The 19,590-nt window shown below is 69.0% G+C and carries 24 protein-coding genes; 18 read left to right on the top strand and 6 right to left on the bottom strand.

What is annotated here, in order from left to right:
• Positions 1-3: 3 nt before the first annotated feature.
• The 3 genes from AXZ95_RS14070 to AXZ95_RS14060 all read right to left on the bottom strand — a co-directional run bounded on the left by AXZ95_RS14070 (position 4) and on the right by AXZ95_RS14060 (position 2,531).
• Positions 4-408, bottom strand: a complete 405-nt coding sequence (locus AXZ95_RS14070; protein WP_018192164.1) for an META domain-containing protein — start codon at positions 406-408, stop codon at positions 4-6.
• A gap of 54 nt (positions 409-462) precedes the next feature.
• Positions 463-885 (bottom strand): hypothetical protein, encoded by a 423-nt coding sequence (locus AXZ95_RS14065; RefSeq protein WP_231371245.1) that lies wholly within the window; start codon positions 883-885, stop codon positions 463-465.
• 155 nt (positions 886-1,040) lie between these two features.
• A complete protein-coding gene (locus AXZ95_RS14060; protein WP_231374471.1) occupies positions 1,041-2,531 on the bottom strand; it encodes an MFS transporter in 1,491 nt (496 codons plus the stop codon).
• Positions 2,532-2,592: 61 nt separating this feature from the next.
• Between AXZ95_RS14060 and AXZ95_RS14055 the strand changes: the two genes are divergently transcribed.
• The 9 genes from AXZ95_RS14055 (at position 2,593) to AXZ95_RS19640 (ending at position 10,731) form a co-directional block, all read left to right on the top strand.
• Positions 2,593-3,207, top strand: a complete 615-nt coding sequence (locus tag AXZ95_RS14055; RefSeq protein WP_018192167.1) for a TetR/AcrR family transcriptional regulator — start codon at positions 2,593-2,595, stop codon at positions 3,205-3,207.
• A 110-nt stretch (positions 3,208-3,317) separates the two neighbouring features.
• Entirely contained in the window at positions 3,318-3,785 is a 468-nt protein-coding gene (locus AXZ95_RS14050; protein WP_018192168.1) for a hypothetical protein, read from the top strand.
• A gap of 120 nt (positions 3,786-3,905) precedes the next feature.
• On the top strand, positions 3,906-5,141 hold the full coding sequence (locus tag AXZ95_RS14045; protein WP_018192169.1) for an ROK family transcriptional regulator: 1,236 nt from the start codon (positions 3,906-3,908) through the stop codon (positions 5,139-5,141).
• 210 nt (positions 5,142-5,351) lie between these two features.
• Positions 5,352-6,290, top strand: a complete 939-nt coding sequence (locus AXZ95_RS14040; RefSeq protein WP_018192170.1) for a BadF/BadG/BcrA/BcrD ATPase family protein — start codon at positions 5,352-5,354, stop codon at positions 6,288-6,290.
• Positions 6,287-7,588 (top strand): extracellular solute-binding protein, encoded by a 1,302-nt coding sequence (locus AXZ95_RS14035; RefSeq protein ID WP_018192171.1) that lies wholly within the window; start codon positions 6,287-6,289, stop codon positions 7,586-7,588. Before AXZ95_RS14040 ends, AXZ95_RS14035 begins: the two co-directional genes overlap by 4 nt.
• Positions 7,585-8,544 carry a sugar ABC transporter permease gene (locus AXZ95_RS14030; protein ID WP_018192172.1) on the top strand — a complete coding sequence of 320 codons (960 nt, stop codon included), beginning with the start codon at positions 7,585-7,587 and terminating at the stop codon, positions 8,542-8,544. The genes AXZ95_RS14035 and AXZ95_RS14030 overlap by 4 nt, the downstream gene beginning before the upstream one ends.
• Complete coding sequence (locus AXZ95_RS14025; protein WP_018192173.1) at positions 8,541-9,389, top strand: carbohydrate ABC transporter permease; 849 nt, start codon at positions 8,541-8,543, stop codon at positions 9,387-9,389. The genes AXZ95_RS14030 and AXZ95_RS14025 overlap by 4 nt, the downstream gene beginning before the upstream one ends.
• 55 nt (positions 9,390-9,444) lie before the next feature.
• A complete protein-coding gene (locus AXZ95_RS14020) occupies positions 9,445-10,476 on the top strand; it encodes an SIS domain-containing protein (protein WP_018192174.1) in 1,032 nt (343 codons plus the stop codon).
• 96 nt (positions 10,477-10,572) lie between these two features.
• Positions 10,573-10,731, top strand: coding sequence for a hypothetical protein (locus tag AXZ95_RS19640; RefSeq protein ID WP_020076764.1), 159 nt, complete (start codon positions 10,573-10,575; stop codon positions 10,729-10,731).
• 79 nt (positions 10,732-10,810) lie between these two features.
• On the opposite strand, the gene AXZ95_RS14015 is transcribed toward AXZ95_RS19640, so the two are convergent.
• The gene (locus tag AXZ95_RS14015) at positions 10,811-11,038 is read right to left on the bottom strand and encodes a hypothetical protein (RefSeq protein WP_231374472.1); all 228 of its coding nucleotides are present in this window, start codon (positions 11,036-11,038) and stop codon (positions 10,811-10,813) included.
• A 131-nt stretch (positions 11,039-11,169) separates the two neighbouring features.
• Here AXZ95_RS14015 and mgrA point away from each other — a divergent pair, with 131 nt between their 5' ends.
• From mgrA to AXZ95_RS13970, 9 genes are all read left to right on the top strand, one after another.
• Positions 11,170-12,207: an L-glyceraldehyde 3-phosphate reductase gene (gene mgrA / locus AXZ95_RS14010; RefSeq protein ID WP_018192177.1), complete on the top strand. Its 1,038-nt coding sequence runs from the start codon at positions 11,170-11,172 to the stop codon at positions 12,205-12,207.
• Between the two features lie 87 nt (positions 12,208-12,294).
• Positions 12,295-12,765, top strand: a complete 471-nt coding sequence (locus tag AXZ95_RS14005; protein WP_231374473.1) for a hypothetical protein — start codon at positions 12,295-12,297, stop codon at positions 12,763-12,765.
• Positions 12,762-13,208, top strand: coding sequence for a hypothetical protein (locus AXZ95_RS14000; RefSeq protein WP_133638918.1), 447 nt, complete (start codon positions 12,762-12,764; stop codon positions 13,206-13,208). The genes AXZ95_RS14005 and AXZ95_RS14000 overlap by 4 nt, the downstream gene beginning before the upstream one ends.
• Before the next feature lie 228 nt (positions 13,209-13,436).
• A complete protein-coding gene (locus AXZ95_RS13995; protein WP_018192180.1) occupies positions 13,437-13,730 on the top strand; it encodes a hypothetical protein in 294 nt (97 codons plus the stop codon).
• 188 nt (positions 13,731-13,918) lie between these two features.
• Positions 13,919-14,212: a hypothetical protein gene (locus AXZ95_RS13990; RefSeq protein ID WP_018192181.1), complete on the top strand. Its 294-nt coding sequence runs from the start codon at positions 13,919-13,921 to the stop codon at positions 14,210-14,212.
• Entirely contained in the window at positions 14,209-15,450 is a 1,242-nt protein-coding gene (locus AXZ95_RS13985) for a hypothetical protein (RefSeq protein WP_231374474.1), read from the top strand. Before AXZ95_RS13990 ends, AXZ95_RS13985 begins: the two co-directional genes overlap by 4 nt.
• A gap of 21 nt (positions 15,451-15,471) precedes the next feature.
• Complete coding sequence (locus AXZ95_RS13980; RefSeq protein WP_026307294.1) at positions 15,472-15,843, top strand: hypothetical protein; 372 nt, start codon at positions 15,472-15,474, stop codon at positions 15,841-15,843.
• Complete coding sequence (locus AXZ95_RS13975) at positions 15,840-16,193, top strand: hypothetical protein (protein WP_018192184.1); 354 nt, start codon at positions 15,840-15,842, stop codon at positions 16,191-16,193. Before AXZ95_RS13980 ends, AXZ95_RS13975 begins: the two co-directional genes overlap by 4 nt.
• Before the next feature lie 301 nt (positions 16,194-16,494).
• Positions 16,495-18,066 (top strand): glycosyltransferase family 39 protein, encoded by a 1,572-nt coding sequence (locus AXZ95_RS13970; protein ID WP_018192185.1) that lies wholly within the window; start codon positions 16,495-16,497, stop codon positions 18,064-18,066.
• Here the strand turns inward: AXZ95_RS13970 and AXZ95_RS13965 are convergent.
• Entirely contained in the window at positions 18,047-18,607 is a 561-nt protein-coding gene (locus AXZ95_RS13965; RefSeq protein ID WP_018192186.1) for a hypothetical protein, read from the bottom strand. The two genes, AXZ95_RS13970 and AXZ95_RS13965, sit on opposite strands and share 20 nt — an antisense overlap.
• Positions 18,608-18,629: 22 nt before the next feature.
• Positions 18,630-19,349: an SOS response-associated peptidase gene (locus AXZ95_RS13960; protein WP_081626621.1), complete on the bottom strand. Its 720-nt coding sequence runs from the start codon at positions 19,347-19,349 to the stop codon at positions 18,630-18,632.
• Between the last annotated feature and the right edge of the window lie 241 nt (positions 19,350-19,590).

Genomic DNA, 19,590 nt, shown 5'->3' with positions numbered 1-19,590 from the left:
GGATCACTTGCGGTCGAGCACGCCGATCTGCGTCCCGGCCTCGTCGTAGACGTTCAGGGTGTCGCCGTCGGAGCGCGCGCTCGCAGCCTTCGACAGCCACGGATCCACGTCGGCGCACGCCATCTTCGTCGCGGCCAGCGCGCCGAAGGTGATCGATCCCTTCGATTCGGTCCAGGTGCCGGTCAGCGAGTTGCAGCCGTCGTTGCCGCTGAGCTGGCCGCCGTCCTTCAGGTCGAGACTGGTGCCGGCCGGATGGTCGGAGGTCCAGGTTCCGGTGTAGTCGGAGGCGCTCGACGGGGCGCAGCCGGCCAGAGCGGCGAGCGCCAGCAGGAGCGCCGAGGCGCCTGCGATGGCGCGTGCGCTTATGGCGCGTCCGGTGGCGGGGCGAAGTCGGTGCGCTGGAGTCACGGCGCCAGTATGAGCGCGGCCGGCGCGGGTCGGCTAGGCAGTATCGCGCGGACGTCAGGAGGCGAGGGCGACCTGACGGAAGCGGATGACGGACGAGTCGGATCCGTGGTCGGCGCGGTCGTAGGCGGCGCGGATGGGGTTCACCGTCCGCCCGTTCGGGAGCACCACCGCGAGCCCGGCGTCCTCCGGCACTCCGCGCCGCGGCGCTGCGCTACTCCATCGGCCACCGTCGGTCCGCACCAGGATCTCGCCGATCAGGCAGCCCAGGCTCTGCAGGGTGAACTCGTCGCCGACGAAGCCGTCGTCGGTGCGCAGGTCGGTGAACAGCCGCTCGACATAGACCAGGTCCTCCGGGACGTACGTGACGGTGTGACCGTAGATGTCACGGATGCCGCCCGCCATCGCGCCCGCGAGCAACGAGCCGACGGCGGGGTCTGGCCGCCGCCGGCGCGTCGCTTCACGAGGGAACCGGAACATGCCGCCCACGGTAGACCTCCCCTGCGCCGTGTTGCGCGCCCCAATACGAGTGGCCCGTATTCGCGGGACGCAGCGCGGCACCGCGGCGGTGGTCAGGATCGGCGGTGTCAGGATGCGGTGGTGTCAGGATGCGGCGGGGTCAGGATGCGGCGGGGTCAGGATGCGGCGTGCGCCTCGGGCATTGCCGCGCCGCCCCGTGCGCGCAAGAATCCCCAGACCACGAGCGCACCCGCCCCCACCGTGAGCGCCAGCCCCGCGACCGTGACGGCCTCGCGGAACTCCGCCGTCTGCTGCACCGTCCATCCCGCCGTCGCGATGCTCCCCGCGAAGAGTCCCGCGAGCACCGTCCCCGCGACGGCGAGCCCGACGCCTGAGGCGACTTCGGACGCGGTGTCGGTGAGCGCCGCGCCGATGGTGGTCCGGCTCTCGGGGAGGCCGCGGAGGACGTTGGTGCCTGCGACGACGCCGACGACCCGGATGCCCGCCGCGACCAGCACCAGGGCCACGGCGATCCAGCCGTATCCGAAGCTGCCGAGCACGGCGTACACGGCGAGGCCCGCGACGACGGCGGTCGCGCTCATCCAGGCCGCCCGCTCCATCCCCACCCGGCGTACGAACGGGGTGATGACCGCCCCTCCCGCGAGCAGGACGACGACCTGCGGCAGCATCCCGAGCGCCGCGAGCGCGGGAGGCCACCCCCAGTCGAACTGTAGCTGCAGCGTGACGAGGTATCCCAGCCCCGCCGTGGCGATCGCGGCGGCGGCCTTGAACGCCAGACCGCTGGAGACGAGGGGATGCGCGATGAGCGACAGCTCGAGGAGCGGATGGCGGGCGGTCCGCTGCCGCACGACGAAGAGGACCCCTGCGCCGACGGCCGCGGCCGTCACCAGCCAGGGCATCCACGCGTCGATGCCCTGCTCCACGAACAGCGTCGGGGCGATCAGCGCGAGCACGATGGCGGCGGTGCCCAGCGCCGCACCCGCCAGGTCGATGGGGTCCCGATGCAGCCCGCCGGGGTCGTCAGCGGGGATGCCGAGCCGGACGCCCACGATTGCCAGCGCAGCGATGGGAACGTTCACCAGCAGGAGCACCTGCCAGGGCGCGATGGCGAGCACGAAGCCGCCGGCCGTCGGTCCGATCGCGAGTCCGACGAGCCCGACCGTCGAGATGACGGTCATCGCCTTGACGCGGAGGTCGTCCGCCGCGAACAGCCGGAACGCGAGCGCCATCGAGCCGGGTGTCGTCATCGCGGCGGCGATTCCCATGCCGACGCGCACGGCGATCAGCTCTTCCGTCGTCGAGACGAACGCGGTCGCGAGACTGGCGAGGCCGAGCAGGACGAGGCCGATGAGCATGACCCGGCGGCGGCCGTACCGGTCGGCGATGGCGCCGAAGGCGAGCATCGAGCCGCCGAACACGACCGCGTACGCGCCTGTCACCCACTGGAGACCGGCGGTCGAGGCGTGGAGATCGCGGCCGATGGTGGGCAGTGCGACGTTGAGGATCGAGTTGTCGAGCATCTCGAAGAGGAACACGGCGGACAGGCCGGTGAGAGCCATCCACGCATCGCGGAAGGAGCGCGGAGCGTGGCGGCCGACACGGACGGGCGGCTCGGGGACAATGGGAGCGGTCTGCTCAGAGGACATGTCACTAGGTTATGCGACTAAACTTAGTGACACAAGCTAATCGTGGAAGGACGGCGCCCGCATGCCCAGAACCAGCGAGCGCGGCGGCCCGCAGACGCGTGCCCGCATCGCCGCAATCGCCTCCGGGCTCTTCGCCGAACGCGGCTTCGACGCCGTGACCGTGGCCGACGTCGCCCGCGAGGCCGGCGTGTCCAGCGTGACCGTGTTCAAGCACTTCCCCCGCAAGGAGGACCTCTACCTCGACCGCTCGGCCGACGCCGAAGACCTCCTGCGCATCGCGGTCCGGGACCGCGCGGACGGCACCGGCGTGCTGGCCTCGCTGAGGGGGGCGACACTGCGGCTGCTCGACGAGCGTCATCCCCTCTCCGGCCTCGACGCGCGCTCCGTTCCGTTCTTCCGCACTGTCGGCGGCTCCCCCGCACTGGTCGCCCGCGCCCGCGAGCTCGCCGGCGAATTGCAGCAGGGGCTCGCAACCGAACTCGAGGCGGATCCCGCTTTCGACGGCGACGCAGCCCTGTTCGCCGCGATGTTCGTCGGAGGCTATGCGGTGCTCCTCGTCGATGCCGCTCAGCGGCTGATCGCGGGCGAACCGGCCGACGACGTCGCCGCGGCCCAGCGGGCACGGGTAGGCGCGCTGTTCGATGTCCTCGCGCGCGGATTCGGCGCCGACGCCTGAGGCCGAAGAGCGAGCGGCCCAGCGCTATGCTGACCCGCGGGGAACGGCCCGACGGGGCCGAAGGGGGGAGACGGATGTACCGACGACAGCGGGGATGTGCGGCGATAGCCGTGACGATCGCAACCGCACTCGGGATTGCGACAGCGCTCGCCGGATGCGCCGATCTCGACCGGCGGTCCGTCGCTGCCACCTCGATCGCTCCACCGACGCCGAGCCCGGCCCGAAGCGCACCGGCGATTACGTACGACCTCGACGTGCACCGCACGTTCCTGCTCAGCGACGGCAGCACCGCGCCCGGCTGCGTGCAGGTCGCGGTCGAGCGCGACGAGGCGACCGCGGACGCTCAGACGGACGAGCGCATCGCGGCGGCCCGGAAACTCCTGCTCTCCACGAACTGGGAGGCGGAGCCCGTTTCGCTGGACGAACTGGGAGCCGAGGAGCGTCAGGTCGAGAAGGACCGCGGCGAGAGCGAAGCCGAGATGCTCTCAGGCGTGCTGTCGGACCATATCTCGAAAGCACTCCAGGACGCGGGCCTGATGGGCGGCGGCATTTCGCTCCGCGGCCACGTCGGATGCTGACCGCGAGCGGGACGCGCCCGATGCGGTCATCGCGCTAGCCAGATCCATCCACTGCGATAGTAAAGTTTGGTCTGGCCGCGCTGGGCGGCCGCGACTCGGACTGGGGATGAGGAGGCGCCGGTGGCCAAACGGACGCGCGCGACAGCGACCACCAGCACGCTGGCCCGCGTCAACCAGACGGCCATCATCGAAGCCCTCCGCGAGTCCGGCGCGCTGTCCCGGCAGCAGCTCGGCGCCAAGACGGGCCTGAGCCCGGCGACCATCAACCGGCTGACGGCGTCCCTCATCGAGGACGGGCTCGTCGTCGCCGCCGGCCAGGAGCCGTCGACCGGCGGCCGGCCGTCGGTGCTCCTGCGATACGCCGGGAGTTCCCGGCTCGTCGCCGCGATCCAGCTCCGCGCGGAGACGGTGACCGGCATCCTCGTGGACTTCGACGGCAAGATCGTGTTCCGGCGCTCGGTTCCGCTGGGCGCACGGCAAGCGGGCGACCCCGCGCGGGCCGACGCGGAATCGCCCGAACGCGCGACCGACCAGGAGCGCCAGCTGCGCAAGGTGTTCCGGCTGTTCGACGACCTGATCGCGACGGCCGACTCGATGGGCACGCCCTGCCTCGCCGTCGGGATCGCCGTGCCGGGGGTCGTGCAACAGCCGGATGGCGTCGTCGGCACGATGCCGGAGTTCGGCTGGACGGGCGTTCCGTTCGGCACGCTCCTCCGACAGAGGACGAACCTGCCGGTCGTGGTGGAGAACGACGCGAACGCGCTGGCCTTCGGCGAACTCCACACCGGTGCGGGTCGCGGCCTTTCGAGCCTGGTCGCGCTGTTCCTCGAGAACGGCCTCGGCGCCGGGATCGTGGCGAACGGCGAACTGCACCGCGGCGCCCGCGCGGAGGCGGGCGAGATCGGCTACCTGCTGATGGAGCGGTCCTCGCTCGGGCGCTCGTACGACGCGCGCGGCGACCTGGAGGATCGCATCGGATCGCTCGCGCTCACCCAGCGGGCACGCGAGCGCGGCATCCCCATTCCGGACGGCGGGTCACTGACGGCCGAGGACGTGTTCGAGCTGGCCCGCGACGGCAACGCCGACGCGCAGGAGCTCGCGGACGAGATCCTCGACATGGTGGCCATCGCGGTGGCGGCCCTCGTGATCGTGCTCGACCCGGAGCTGGTGGTGGTGGGGAGCAGTTTCGTCGGCAGCTCCGACACGGTCATCCCGGGCATCCAGGAGCGGCTGCGCGGCCGCATCATCCGGGTTCCGCGCATCGAGCCGGCCACCCACCGAGAGGATGCGGTGCTGCTGGGAGCGGCCGAGCTCGCCGCCGCCGAGGTCAACGGCTTCGCCTACCTCGCCTTCTGACCCTCCCCCTCCCCGCCGCCGAGATTTGCGCCAAATCTCGGTTATGCCGCCCTCATAACCACGATTTGCGCCAAATCTCGAACCTGACCTGGGCACGCGGGGGGTGCGGGTATTGACGGGGGCGCGCAGCGTCGCTTAGGTTTGGCGTCAACTTCTTCTCACTCCGATAGGAAAGAAGAGTGATCCCTACAGCGACGCAGAGGAGCAGACGTGATCGTCGGAATCGACATCGGCGGCACCAAGACGCACGTGTGCGTCGAGGACGACGCCGGCGCCGTGCTCCTCGACCGGTCGGTGCAGACCGCCGACTGGCAGCACGGCGGCGACCTCCACTCGGAGCAGAACGTGCGTGGACTCCTCGCACTCCTCGACGACGTATCCGGCGCCGCCTCCGCTCCCCTGGTGGTCGGCGCGCACGGGCTCGACAGCGAGGGCCAGACCCTGGCCTTCTCCGAGACGCTCGCCGCGCTCCACGACGGCCCCGCTCTCGCGGTCAACGACGTCGAGCTGGTCGGCCCCGCCGCCGGATACGACGAGGCCATCGCCGTCATCGCGGGCACCGGCAGCAAGGTCGTCGGCCGCCGAGCCGACGGGACTCTGGTGAGCGCGGGAGGCTACGGCTACATCCTCAACGACCCGGGCAGCGCGCCCGCGCTGGTGCGCGACGCCGTCCGCTCCCTGTTCGAGGCCGTCGACGAGGGAGAGCCGCGCGACGCCCTGGCCGACGCCCTCTACGCACACTTCGGCGTGGAGGAGATCGTCGGCCTCTCCAACGCGCTGACCGTCCACCCGCGCGTCACCGTCTGGGGTGCGGCCGCTCCCCTGGTCTTCGCCGCGGCCGACGCCGGCAGCATCCGGGCGGCGCGCGTCATCGACGCGGCCGCCGACGAGCTCGCCCGCAGCGTCGAGCTGGTCCACCGCCGCGGCGCCGCCGGCACCGATGTCGTCTGCGCGGGCGGCGTGGTCAGCCATCAGCCCCGGCTCTTCGACGCCCTCGGCGAGCGCCTGCGCGCCCGCGGGCTCACCCACTCCATCCACCTGCTGGATGTCCCTCCGGTGCGCGGCGCGCTCGCGCTCGCCCGGCGGCTCACGGAGGCGGCCCCCGTCGCCCCCTTGGCACCACCCACACCATCACGGAGGAAGTCATGAGAATCACATCCACCGGGCGTCACCGCACGCTCGCGGGCCTCGCGCTCGCGGCGACAGCGGCGCTCGCCCTGAGCGCGTGCAGCGTGACGGGCGCCGGGACCTCGTCGGGAGGCGAAGGCGACGGCACCGGCACGATCAACGCACTGTTCATGAAGCAGGCCGGCTATTCGGAGTCCGACGTCAACGCGATGATCAAGGCGTTCGAGGAGAAGAACCCCAAGATCACGGTCAAGCCGACCTTCGTGGCGTACGAGGCGCTCCACGACAAGATCGTCACCTCTGCGCCCGCCGGCACCTACGACGTCGTGCACCTGGACGTGATCTGGCCGGCGGAGTTCGCCTCCAAGAACATCATCACCGACGTCACGAAGCGGTTCCCCGACTCGTGGAAGAGCGACATGCTCGGCGGCGCGCTCTCCAGCGCCGAGTACAAGGGCAAGTACTACGGCGTCCCGTGGGGTCCGTCGACCAAGCTGTTCTTCTACAACAAGGACATGCTCGCGAAGGTCGGCGCGACCGCGGACGACGTTAAGACGTGGGACGGCGTCCTCGCCGTGGCGAAGAAGCTGAAGGATGCGGGCGTCGTCCAGTACCCGATCGCCTGGAGCTGGTCGCAGGCCGAGGCGCTCGTCTGCGACTACGCCGAACTGCTCGGCGCCTACGGCGGTCAGTTCACCGACTCCAGCGGCAAGCTCTCCATCAACAAGGGCGCGGGCGTTCAGGCGCTCGAGTTCATGAAGAAGTCGCTGGATGAGGGGCTCACCGACCCGGCGTCGACCACGTTCCTCGAGGACGACACCGACAAGTCCATGGCCGCGGGCAAGACCGCCATGGAACTCAACTGGGAGTCCACCTTCCGCGACCAGAACGACCCGTCGATCTCGAAGGTCGTCGGCCAGATCGCCGTCACCCCGCCGCCCGCGGGCCCGAACGGCGACAACCCGGGCGTGAACGGCTCCATGGCGCTGGCGATCGGTGCGAAGTCGAAGCACCAGCTCGCCGCGTGGAAGTTCATCGAGTACATGACCAGCGAGGCCGTGCAGGACAAGTACGTCAAGAGCTCGATGACGAACTGGAAGTCGAGCTACACCAAGCCGGACATCACCAAGACCAACCCGGAGGTCTTCGCGGCCGCCGGAAAGGCCTACGACTCGATGATCCTGCGCCCGCCGGTGCCGAACTACAACACCGTCTCCCAGGCGATCCAGGTCGAGCTGCAGAACGCACTGCTCGGCAAGAAGTCGCCGCAGCAGGCCCTCGACGACGCGGTGAAGTCCGCGAACGAGACCCTCGGATGAGCGGCGTGTCGGTCGCCGGAGTCGAGACGGAACGGCGCGCGCCCACCACGCGCGGGCGCCGCGACCGCCGCAGGCGCGACAACCAGGGGCGGCTCGCCTTCTGGTTGCTGCTGCCGGCCGCGGTCGCGGTGTTCGGGGTGATCGTCTACCCGATCCTCCGCACGCTCCTCATCTCGTTCTTCGAGGTGAACTCGGCCCTGGCGACCGACACCCCGTTCGTCGGTCTGCAGAACTACATCGACGTCCTCACCGCTCCCGGCTTCTGGGCGGCGATGGGGCGGACGCTGTACTTCACCCTCGTCTCCACGGCGCTGGAGCTCGTCCTCGGCCTCATCGTCGCCGGCCTCCTCAACGCCAAGCTGCGGGCGCGGTGGCTCTTTCGGGCCGTGGTGATCATCCCCTGGGCGATCCCCACCATCGTCAACGCGGCGATGTGGAAGGGCATCTTCAACGCGCAGTACGGCGCGCTCAATGCGGCCCTCACGCAGCTCGGGATCATCGACCAGTACCAGGCCTGGCTCGGCGACCCGACGCTCGCCCTCAACATGGTGATCGTCGCGGACGTCTGGAAGACGACCCCGCTGGTGGCGTTCTTCCTGCTCGCCGGGTTGACGTCCATCCCGAACGAGCTGTACGAGGCGGCGAAGATGGACCGCGCCAGCTGGCCGCGCATCTTCCGCACGATCGTGCTCCCGATGCTCGTGCCCTCCATCTCGATCGTGCTGGTGCTGCGCACGGTGGAGGCGTTCAAGGTCTTCGACATCATCTACGCGATGACGCGCGGCGGCCCGGTGAACGGTACGCAGACCGTCGCCTACTACGCCTACACGACGGCGTTCTCGGACCAGAACTTCGGCGTCGGAGCGGCGCTCTCGTACATCATCGTGCTGGTCATCCTGGTGCTGACCTTCGTCTACCTGCGCATGCTGCGCCGATCCGAGATGAGCCTGCTGTGAAACGCGCGACCCGCAACTCGATCCTCATCCACCTGGCCGCACTGGTCGTCGCCGTGGTGATCCTGCTGCCCTTCGGGTGGATGGTGATCGCCAGCGTCACGCCGCAGCGCATCCTCATCTCCACCCCACTGCAGTGGATCCCGGACACGCTCGACTGGAGCCGGTACGAGCTGATCTTCCGCGGCGGCGCCGAGAGCGTCGGCGCGACCTTCCGGGCGGCGCTGGCGAACACGACGATCGTCGCCGTCGGCACGGTCGCCGTGTCGATGATCGTCGGGATCCTGGGCGCGTACGCGTTCGCCCGGCTGCGGTTCCGCTTCCGGCAGGCGGTGCTCATCCTGTTCCTGGCGACGTACATGCTGCCGCAGATCGCGCTGCTGATCCCGCTGTACCTCATCCTGAACTCGCTCGGGCTGCTGGACTCGGTGATCGGGCTCATCATCGTGGACTGCTCGCTGGTGGTGCCGTTCGTGCTCTGGATCCTCAGCAACTACTTCCTGACCATTCCGGAGGAGCTGGAGGAGGCGGCGCGCATCGACGGCGCCTCCCGGTTGGGCGCCCTGTTCCGTGTGGTGCTTCCGGCCGCCCGACCGGGCATCTTCGCGGCCATCATGTTCGCGTTCCTGCTGGCCTGGGACGAGTTCATGTATGCGCTGATCTTCACCTCGTCGAACGCGGCGAAGACCCTGCCGGTGGCCATCAGCGAGTTCGCCGGCCGCTACACGACCGACTTCGGGCTGGTCGCGGCGGGCGGCATCCTCGCGGCGTTGCCGCCCATCGTCGTCGCCCTCATCTTCCAGCGATACGTCGTCAGCGGCATGGCCGCCGGCGCCGTCAAGGGCTGAACCGCCTCGCCACCCCAGCGACCCGATCCCTCCGACCACCGACAGAAGGACTTCCATGGAACCCACAGCCTCGTTCGTCGACGCCATGCGCGCTCAGCCCGAGAACCTCGGCCGCGCGCGGGAGACCGTCCTGCGCGACCTCGCGAGCGCCGGCCTCCCCCGCTGGGAGGCGGGCGACAGCGTCGCCGTCGTCGCCATGGGCGCGTCGCTCAACTCGTCTCACGCGCTCGTCGCCGCCCTCGCGGGCGCCGGGCACCCGGCGTCCGGCGTCGTCGCCTCCGACCTCGCCGACGGGCTCGCCGTGGTGCGCGCCGACCACAACATCGTCGTCTCCGAGTCGGGCCGCAGCCCTGAGCCCCTGGCGGCCGCGCGGAAGCTCCCCGCCGGGACGCGGATCGGCATCAGCAACTTCCCCGCCCAGCCGATCAGAGACGAGGTGGATGCGGTTCTCGGCCTGGGCGGGTTCCCCGACTCGCCGGTGTACACCAGCGGCTTCACGGCGACCATCCTGGCCTACGCCCTGCTCCTCGACCATGTCGGGGTGTACGAGGGCGCGGCCGAGGCTGACCGCATCCCGGGCCGGGTGGCTGACGTGCTGCGTGACTACGCCGAGGCGGCCGCGACGATCGGGCGCGTGCTCGCCACGGCGAAGACCATCGACGTCGTGGGGCGCGGTGCGTCGCTGACCGCCGCCGCCGAGCTGTCGCTGATGGTCCGGGAGGGGCTCCGCACGCCGAGCGCCGCCTTCGAGACGTTCCAGTACCTGCACGGGCCGATGGAGGTGCTGTCGGACGACGACGCCCTCGTGATCTTCGGCGACGGCCGGGAGGCGAGCATCCCGTCGTCGGTTCTCGATGCCGGCGTGCCCGTCGTGTTGGTGACGGCGGCCGATCCCGCGACGATCCCGGCCGCCGGGCACGCGAACCTCACCGTCGTCCCGCTGCCCGCGGGCCTCGGGGTGTTCGAGCGCGCGATCGTCGAGACGGTGGTCGCTCAGCTGGCGATCGCCGCGGCTATCGAGCACAAGCCGTACCCGCTGGAGGAGTTCCTGTACCACCAGGACGACACCAAGCTGCCGGTGCGGTGACGGCCGATCCTCGCGCGTCTTGCCACGAACCGGGCCGCGCCGCAAGGCCCGCCCGGCGACGTTGACGAGACGCCCGGACCGGAGTCAGATGAAGGCATGATAGCTCTCATCATTATTCTGCTGGTGATCTGGGCGGTGCTCGCCATCCTCGGGTTCGCCATCAAGGGCCTGCTCTGGCTGGCGATCCTCGGACTGGTGTTCTTCGTCATCACCGCGATCGTCGGGTGGCTCAGACGAGGTGCGAGCCGGACCTGATCCCGTCTCCCGACCGCGAAGCGGCGGCCGTGCCCTCCGGCGCGGCCGCCGCTTCCGTTTGTGTGGCGCGCGGGCCGGGTCAGGGCTGTTCTTCGTCGAGGAGGGCGTCGTTCTGGAGGGTGCCGGCGGTCTCGTCGTCGGCGGGGAGCTCGTTCTCGCCGTCCAGTGCGCCGCCGGCAGGTGCCCGGCCTGCCGCCGTGGGCTGGTCGTGCACCGGGGTGTCGGTGGGCGCCGGGGCGCCCTGCGGCTGGCCGGGGGCGGTCGCGTCGGCGGTCGCGTCATCGCTGGGGGTCAGTTCATCGGTCATGCCACCAGCCAGCGCCGCACCCATCCCGGGCGGCAAGGGGTTGACACCCTCCTGATCGAGCAGCGCGGCCGATGGATCCGATCTGCAGGGGATGTTGGACAGCGACGGTCCGCGTCCGCGAATCTGGATGCATGGCCTACGTTGCGAACCCCTCCCGCTATGACGACATGATCTACCGCCGCACCGGGCGCAGCGGACTCGACCTGCCCGCTCTGTCGCTCGGGCTGTGGCACAACTTCGGCGACGACCGCCCCTTCGAGACCCAGCGCGCCATCGTCCGCCGCGCCTTCGACCTGGGCATCACCCACTTCGACCTGGCCAACAACTACGGCCCGCCATACGGCGCGGCCGAGATCAACTTCGGCCGCATCCTCTCGGAGGACCTCCGGCCGTACCGCGACGAGATCGTGGTGTCGAGCAAGGCCGGGTGGGACATGTGGCCCGGCCCGTACGGCCAGGGCGGCGGAAGCCGCAAGTACATGCTGGCCAGCCTCGACCAGTCGCTGCAGCGTCTCGGCCTCGACTACGTCGACATCTTCTACTCGCACCGGCCCGACCCGTCCACGCCGCTGGAGGAGACGATGCAGGCGCTGGACACCGCCGTCCGGTCCGGCAAGGCCCTCTACGTCGGCATCTCGTCGTACGGACCGGAGGAGACCCGCCGCGCCGCCGAGATCCTGCGCGACCTCGGCACTCCCCTGCTCATCCACCAGCCGTCGTACTCGATGCTGAACCGCTGGATCGAGACCGAGGGGCTGCTCGACACCGTCGGCGAGCTGGGTGTCGGCGTCATCGGCTTCACCGCGCTTGCGCAAGGCATGCTGACCGGTAAGTACCTGAACGGCATCCCGGAGGGTTCGCGGGCGAGTGCGGGCACCTCCTTCGACTCCGACTGGCTCACCGACGACGCCGTCGCACGCCTGCGCGCGCTCAACGGGATCGCGGAGCGGCGCGGGCAGACCCTCGCGCAGCTGGCGCTCGCCTGGGCTCTGCGCGACGACCGCGTGACCTCTCTCGTCATCGGCGCCAGCAGCGTCGACCAGCTGGAGCAGAACGTCGCGGCCCTGGGCAACCTGGAGTTCTCGCCGGAGGAGCTCGCGGAGATCGACGAGCACGCCACCGACGCCGGCGTCGACCTGTGGGCGGGAGCGCGGCGCGGGGAGGTGTGATGCACTAATTGCGGCCATCCATGAGCGGCGAAATTTCGCCTGAGATATCGTGACAAGGAACACGAGTCACTCATGGAAGGCGGCAGAATGCTTGCCGTACACAGCCGCACTGGATCGAAGAGCGGCCGCGAGCGGAGGCGCCCGGCCGCGGGCGGTCGGCTTGCGCTGCTCAGAGTGTCGCGCGCGCGGCTGCCGGGCGCTCTCAGTCTTGTTGCCGTCGGGCTCCTCCTGACGGCTTGCTCGTTGTCCTACGAGGGCGCGAAAGGGCAGGCAAACGGGCGAGCGAATCAGAAGCAGGCGGCTCTCACCTTCCTGAGCGACTATCCCAACCCCGCCGTCGAGTCGATCACGTTCACCCAAGAGGGCAGTGTCGGCGGTGCTGGATTTTGGGCGGCCAACGCGATCGTGACAATCGACGGCAGAACCTACGACGCCATCCTCGGCCCCGACCGTCGCGCATCCTCGTCGAATCCACTGCCGCGGTTCGATCCGGATGCTCCCGCTCCGACAGACGTGACCGTCAACTACAGCGATGACACATCCGAGGTCGTTCTGTGACCAGTTACCAGGCGACGACTATGGCCGTGGGGGCGCGACGTTCACCCCGCAACAGTCAACGCCCCCGACTCTTGATGAGCCGGGGTCTCACTGCGGCGATCGTTCTTGCGTTGACGTCGTGCTCGATATTCGGAGAAAGCGCAACGACTCGAGAGGCGACAAGAGCGACGAATCTCGCGAACCAGGGGACGGTCGCCCTGGCACTGCTCGCCACTCACCCGGGGGTGGAAGCGATCACGTTCACCCAGGACGGTGCGGTCGGCGGCGGCGGTTCGTGGGCGGTCAACGCGGTCGTGACGATCGACTGCCTGGAATACCAGGAAATCCTCGGGCTCGAGAAGTGGTCGTACGGCGGCGAACCAATGCCGACGGTGAAGCGATCAGGGACGTCGGCCTCCGTTGCCATCACATATAGCGACGGAAGCGCGGAGGTATTGCGGTGACCGCCGATGAAGTCACAAGCGGAGTGCTGACATACGACAAGGGAGCGGGGGCCCGGTGACTCAGCTACGAAGACAAGCGCTTTTCGAGAAGGTGTGACCTTGAGAACTCATATCCGAAGGAAGAATCCACCTCGAAACGATCAACGCAGGCGCCTACTCACGAGCGTGAGTGTGGCCGTAGCAGTCGTTTTCGCATTGACGTCGTGCTCGTTATTTGGAGGAAGTGCAATGAACCAGCAGGCTTCGACAGCGACGAACCTTGCGAATCAGAAGGAGGCGGCGCTCAAATTCATCAGTCACCGACCCGAGACGCAACGGATTGAATTCACCGAAGAGGGCGGCTTTTCTGGTGCGGGCTACTGGTCGGCCTATGCGATCGTCACCATAGCGGGCAACAACTATCAAGAAGACCTCGGGCTACAGATGGTAGGAGGCGACCCGCTCCCCGCTCCGGACCCCGAGTCGACGCCCTCGCCGGTCCCTGTCACCTACAGCGACGGCTCTTCGGAGGTCTTGGGATGACAACGCCGGAAAGGTCAGCTGCCATCGCGGACGCGGCATACAACGCGGATCTCCTATGGACCAACCCGCCATTCGCTTCAGGGCAAACGAGTACCAAGAGTCGGCGCTCGCGCCTGTTCTTGAGCGTGAGTGTGGCCGTAGCAGTCGTTTTCGCATTGACGTCATGCTCGATATTCGGAGGAAGTGTAATGAACCAGCAGGCTTCGACCGCGACCAACCTCGCGAATCAGAAGAAGGCAGCGCTCCTGTTCATCAGTGGCCGACCCGAAACGGAACGCATCAGGTACACCCAAGAAGGCAGCTTCAACGGAGCGGGTTCATGGTCGGCGTACGCGACCGTCACAATCGCGGGCAAAGATTACCGAGAGGATCTGGGACTGACTCTGGTGGGAGGGGATCCGCTGCCACCCCCGGACCCGCACGCAACACCCTCTCCAGTCCCCATCACCTACAGCGACGGCACATCGGAGGTGCTCGAGTGACGACGGCGGAAGATTCGGCTGCGATCGCGGAGGCGGCTTACCGCGCAGACCCCTTGTGGACAGACTCGCCCTATGCCACAGGTAAGCGCTTCAGCCCTCCGGCCAGACCTGAGAGGGAATTCGAGGTTGTCCCGCCGCCGCCGGTGAGCGACCCGGTCACCGGGTTTCAGGCGATGACCGTGGTTCCCGTGGTGAACGGCAAGCCGGACTACTCGCAGGTGTACATCTCCTACGCCGGGACCAACCCGGGTCATCGCGCCGACATCGGCGCGGATGCTCAGCTGGTGATCGGTGGTCAGATCGCGTCGGGTACGCAGGCCACGCAGGCGATCGAATATGCCCAGAAGGTACGCGCACAGCTCGGCAAAGCGCATCCCGAAGCCACCTTCGAGACCGTGGGACATTCGCTCGGCGGGTATCTGGCGCTGTTTGTGGCGGCCGAGCTGCACTTGTCGTCCACGACGTTCAACGGCCCGGACCCCTGGGACCATCTGTCGCCGCAGGCGAAGGCCTGGGTTCTGAAGAAGATCGCCGAAGGCAAGAACCCTCTCCGTAATTTCATCAACGAATGGGACGTGGTCGGGAACTCCATCGCCAACGGCACGGGCTCCGCAATCTACGTCAAGAGCATCAAAGGGCTCGGGTTCCCCGACTACCACAACATCTCCACCGGGTTCTCCTTCGACGCGACGTCCGGTGAGGTGATCGGCGCCGGTGTTTCGGGACGAGACTTCGTCGAGATCAGCGAGAACGTGCTGTTCGCCTTACCCGTGGATCTCCGTCACCCCCTAGCGCTGGCGATGGCCGGAACCATGAGCCTGCTCCGAGATCCGTACATCGGTGGGGTCCATGGCATGGCGGTCTCCGGAGTGATGGTGCTCGTCGACACGCTCGCCGCCACAGCCCTCGCCTCCGAGTTCATCCACATGCAGGCTCCGCTCAACAACATCAAAGCGCTGAACCTCGGCCTCGCCGCTCAGATGGAGGTCGGTCTGCGCGAGGCGAAGGACGCCGTGGCGATGATCCCGTTCCTCCGAGAGAGCGACATCGAGAACTGTGTCGCCACCCACCGGCTGCAGGTGCAGAACAACATCGACGAGCACGCCGTCGACACCGCGAACCAGCGGGTGGACGACCACCTCACCCTGCTGGGCCAACTGGCGGCCGGCATCGGGTCTGCCGTCGAGAACGCGTACGCACAAGACGCCCAGTGGGCACGGAGCTACTTCGGGCACTAGGCCCCCGGAAAGGAAGACGTGATGTACCAAATGGATTGGAACAGCGCCGATCTCGCCGGCGCGAACCTCGGCGACCTGATCGGAGGGCTGGCGAGCGGCATCCAGGACGTCGTGGAAGGCATCCAGGGCGGCATCGACGCGCTCGTCAACGATGCCGCCGTGCGCCTGCTGAACGCGGTCCTGCCGCTCATGGTCCACGGGAGGTACACCGCCATCCGGGCTGCCGGCTGGGTCGGGGTCGAAGCGAGCACGGTGGAGCTCGCCGGGCGCGCCGCGGGCGTGACGGTCAGCAACGCCGCGCTGGCAGGACTCGTCGCCAAGAAGGTCGAAGAAGGTGTCGGCCGGATCACCTCCGAGCTCGACTACGCCCACGGAGTGAACAGCATCGCATGACCGACCACAGGACGCTCGGCGAGCTCGAGCAGGCACACGACGACGCGATCCGCACAGCCCGGGAGCGGGTACAACAGGCCGAGGACTACGTGACGAACTACCGCATGCAGATGAACCGCATGCAGGAAGACTTCTACAACCTCGCCACCCAGCAGGGCGTCGTCCACGATCCGGGGTTCCGTGAGGAGTTCCAACGGGTCTCCGACGGATTCGAAGAGAACGTGCGAGAAGCCGCGCGCGTGATCGCCGGCTTCGAAGAAGAACTCGACGAGTTGTCGGCACAGCACACCCGCGAACGCGAAGACTTCCTCCAGAACCGGCGGGACGACGTCGACAACGGTCGGCGCTGAACAGAGCGATTACCACCGCATCCCACCCCCGTCATCCCCTGCCCACCCGTTCCCGGAGGGCCTAGCGTCTTCAGCGAGCACGCTGGATGTGCTGGCGGCGCCCCCGAGGCGTCCGACGTTTCCCGGCGTGTGTGGGGCGGACCCCGGGCGCCCGGCGTGAGCTGCTGGAACGCCCGGGGTCCGGTACTGCACGTATCCGGGAGGGGCCGGCTATGAGTTTCCGAAGTGCTCGCCCGGGGTTCGCCCAGCGTTGTCTGCTTATCTGGGCGGGGTACTCGTCCGGCGATTAGAAGCTGTAGATATGACCGTCCTCGTCGAACCGGATCTCCGCGCCGGCCAGCCGCTGCGCGCGGTCCGGCCGTGGACGATCGCGGTCGCCGCGGGCCTCGTCGCGACCATCCTGTGCGCCGCGTTCAGCTGGGTGCCGTCGCTGTGGGGCGACGAAGCGGCCACCCTGCTCTCGGCGAAACGCCCGCTCGGGAGCCTGTTCGGGATGCTGCTGCACGTAGATGCGGTGCACGGCGTCTACTACCTCTTCATGCACGGCTGGATCCGGTTGGCCGGCGAGAGCGCGTTCGCCCTGCGGTTGCCGAGCGCGCTCGCGGTCGGCGCCGCGGTTGCGGCGGTGACGCTGCTCGCCGGGCGCCGGGGCGGAGCACGGGCCGCGGTGGTCGCCGGCGTCGTCGCCTGCGTGCTCCCGCGGCTCACCTACGCCGGCGAAGAGGCGCGTTCGTACGCGTTCGCGGCCGCGGCAGCCGCCTGGCTCACCTTCCTGCTGGTGTGGCTGGTCGACGGCGGCGGCCGACGGCTCGCGCCCGGCGCGCGACGGCTCGCGTGGCTGCTGTACGCGGTCGCAACGGCGGCCGCGGCGTACCTCTTCCTCTATTCGGTGACACTCCTCGTGGCGCACGCCGCCATCCTGCTGTTCGCCCGCGCCCCCCGGGCCACGCTGCGGAGGTGGGCCGTCTCCGCCGGCGCGGCCTTGCTCTCCGTCGCACCGCTGGCGGTCGTCGCGTACCTCGAGCGCGGGCAGATCGCCTACCTCAGCGGTGCGCCGGAGGAGGCGTCCTCCTGGTACTTCTTCCTCTGGTTCGGGATGCCGTGGGTCGCGGTGGCCGCGTGGCCGCTCATCGGGCTCGCCCTGTGGCCCGCCTGGCGCGCGTGGCGGTTACGCACCTCCGGCGCCGCGCTCCCGCTCCCGCCCGGACCCCGCGCTGTGTCGACCCGACTCGTCGGCGCGACCTGGCTCTTCCTGCCGACCGGCGCGATGCTGCTCGTGAACCTGGCGTTCCCGATGTACACCGGGCGCTACTCCACCTTCGCCGCACCCGCGGCCGCGCTCCTGGTGGCCGAGGGCATCCTCGTGCTCGGCCGGATGCTCGGGCGGGATGCGCGGCGGACGGTCGCGGTGACGGCGGGCGCCACGATCGCCTTTGCGGTGTTGTGCGCGCCGGTCTACGCCCTCCAGCGCGGGCCGTACGCCAAGAACGACAGCGACTGGGCGGAGGTCAGTGCGGCGATGGCCGCGAACGCGGGGCCGGGCGACGCCGTCGTGTTCGACGAGTCGGCCAAGCCGTCCCAGCGGCCCCGCCTGGCGATGCGCACCTACCCCGACGGCTTCCGCGGCCTCAAGGATCTGACGCTCCACGTGCCGTACGACCGCAACACCTGGTGGGCGGACCGCGCCTACTCGGTCGACCAGGCGGCGAAGCGCGGCCGGTTCGACGGCGTCGAACGGGTGTGGCTGATCGAGGTGGACATCGAAGGCGTCGAAGACACCTGGGGGCTGGGCGAATTGGAGTCGCTCGGCTTCGCAGAGACCGGACGCCGGATCGAGACGCACCGGAGCGCGATCATCGAGCTGACCCGGTAGCGCCCGCTCCGCCGTCCTCCTCCGCGGCAGCGCGAACGCGCGCGTGCCACTCCTCCCAGAACAGCCTCCACCCGGCGGCATCCGCGGCGTCCGAAGGCGCGGCCCGGGGCACGGAGCGGGAGTACACCGCCTCCACCTGCCCCACGAACGCGAGGACCGCCTCACGCCAGCGCGAACGGGTCAGTGCGGCCGTGCGGCCCTCGCGGGCGAGGGTGACCGTCTCGCCGGCCGTCGTCACCGACACGTCCACACCGGAGGGGCAGCCGAGGACGATGCAGCGGCCGGCGCTCTCGAACACGGTGTGTCCACAGCAGGGGAAGAGGAAGTTCCCGTCGGTGAGAGCATCTCCGGCACGGTGATCATCGCCGAGGGTGCGCAGCAGATACAGCCCCGCGGCCGACAGCGTGAACTCGCCATCGGACGGGTCCACGAGCGTCTGGTCCCCGACCGTCAACGACACCGTGCCGTGGACGCACTGATCGGAGCCGTCGTCCGGCCGGCCCGGGAGCCAGCCCGCCTCCACCGCCCGCAGTTCCCCCATCGCCCGCATCTCCTCCATCGACCTAGGCCGCGTCGACCGGCTGGATGAGCTGCGGCCCGTCGTCGGACGTCTTGAACGGCGCGACCTGGTCGAAGTGCAGCGTCTCCGCCTCGGCGACCCCCGCACGGACCGCTTCGTCGACGAGCGCCTGGTCGCCGACGATCGACGGGTCGATCCAGTGCTGCCACATCTCCTCGGGGAGGATGACGGGGTTGCGGTCGTGGATGTCGGCGAGCGTCTGCACGGCGTCCGACGTGAGGATCGTGGCCGTCAGCACCCAGCGGTCGGGGTCGTCGTCGGCCTTGCTGTGGTCGCGCCACCAGGAGTACAGCCCCGCGAAGCCCATCAGACGGCCTTCCGGGTAGCGGATGAAGAACGGAGTCTTGCTGCCCTTCGGCCCCTGCCACTCGTAGTAGCCGCGCGCCAGGACGATCGCGCGGTGCGACTGCACCGGCTTCTTCCACGTCGACTTCTCGGCGATCTCCTCCGCCCGGGCGTTGAACGTCGGGAACTTGAGCTTCAGGGTGTCGGACCAGGACGGCACGAGCGACCAGTGTGCGCGCTCGAACCGCAGCTCCCGAGTCTTCGGGGAATCGATGAGGACGGGGATGTCGTCGGTCGGCGCGATGTTGTAGTCGGCCTCCCAGTTCGCCGTCCACTCCTCGGGCCGGCGACCGGTCGCCTCCACGAATTCCGTGATCTCGGCGTTGACCTTGTCGTCCATCGCGAACCTGCCGCACATGCCGCCAGCTTAGGCGCGACGACCGACATGTGACCCGAAAGGATGTTCGCCGACCGAAGTTGAGGAATTTTCACCCCCAAAAGCGGGTGACGCGAAGCTGAGAAAACGATGTATTCTCACTTTTGTGGATAGGTGAGGAACAGTCACTTAACGGTACCCGAACTCCGATCGTCCACACCACCCGAAGATGCACCAACCCGACCCGCAGGTGACAAACGTGTACCCGATTTCGCCACGCCGA

This window comes from Leifsonia sp. 115AMFTsu3.1 (assembly GCF_004362795.1).
Taxonomy (GTDB): Bacteria; Actinomycetota; Actinomycetes; order Actinomycetales; family Microbacteriaceae; genus Leifsonia.
Note: the sequence above shows the minus strand (reverse complement) of the source record. Positions and strands in the feature narration are given on the sequence as shown.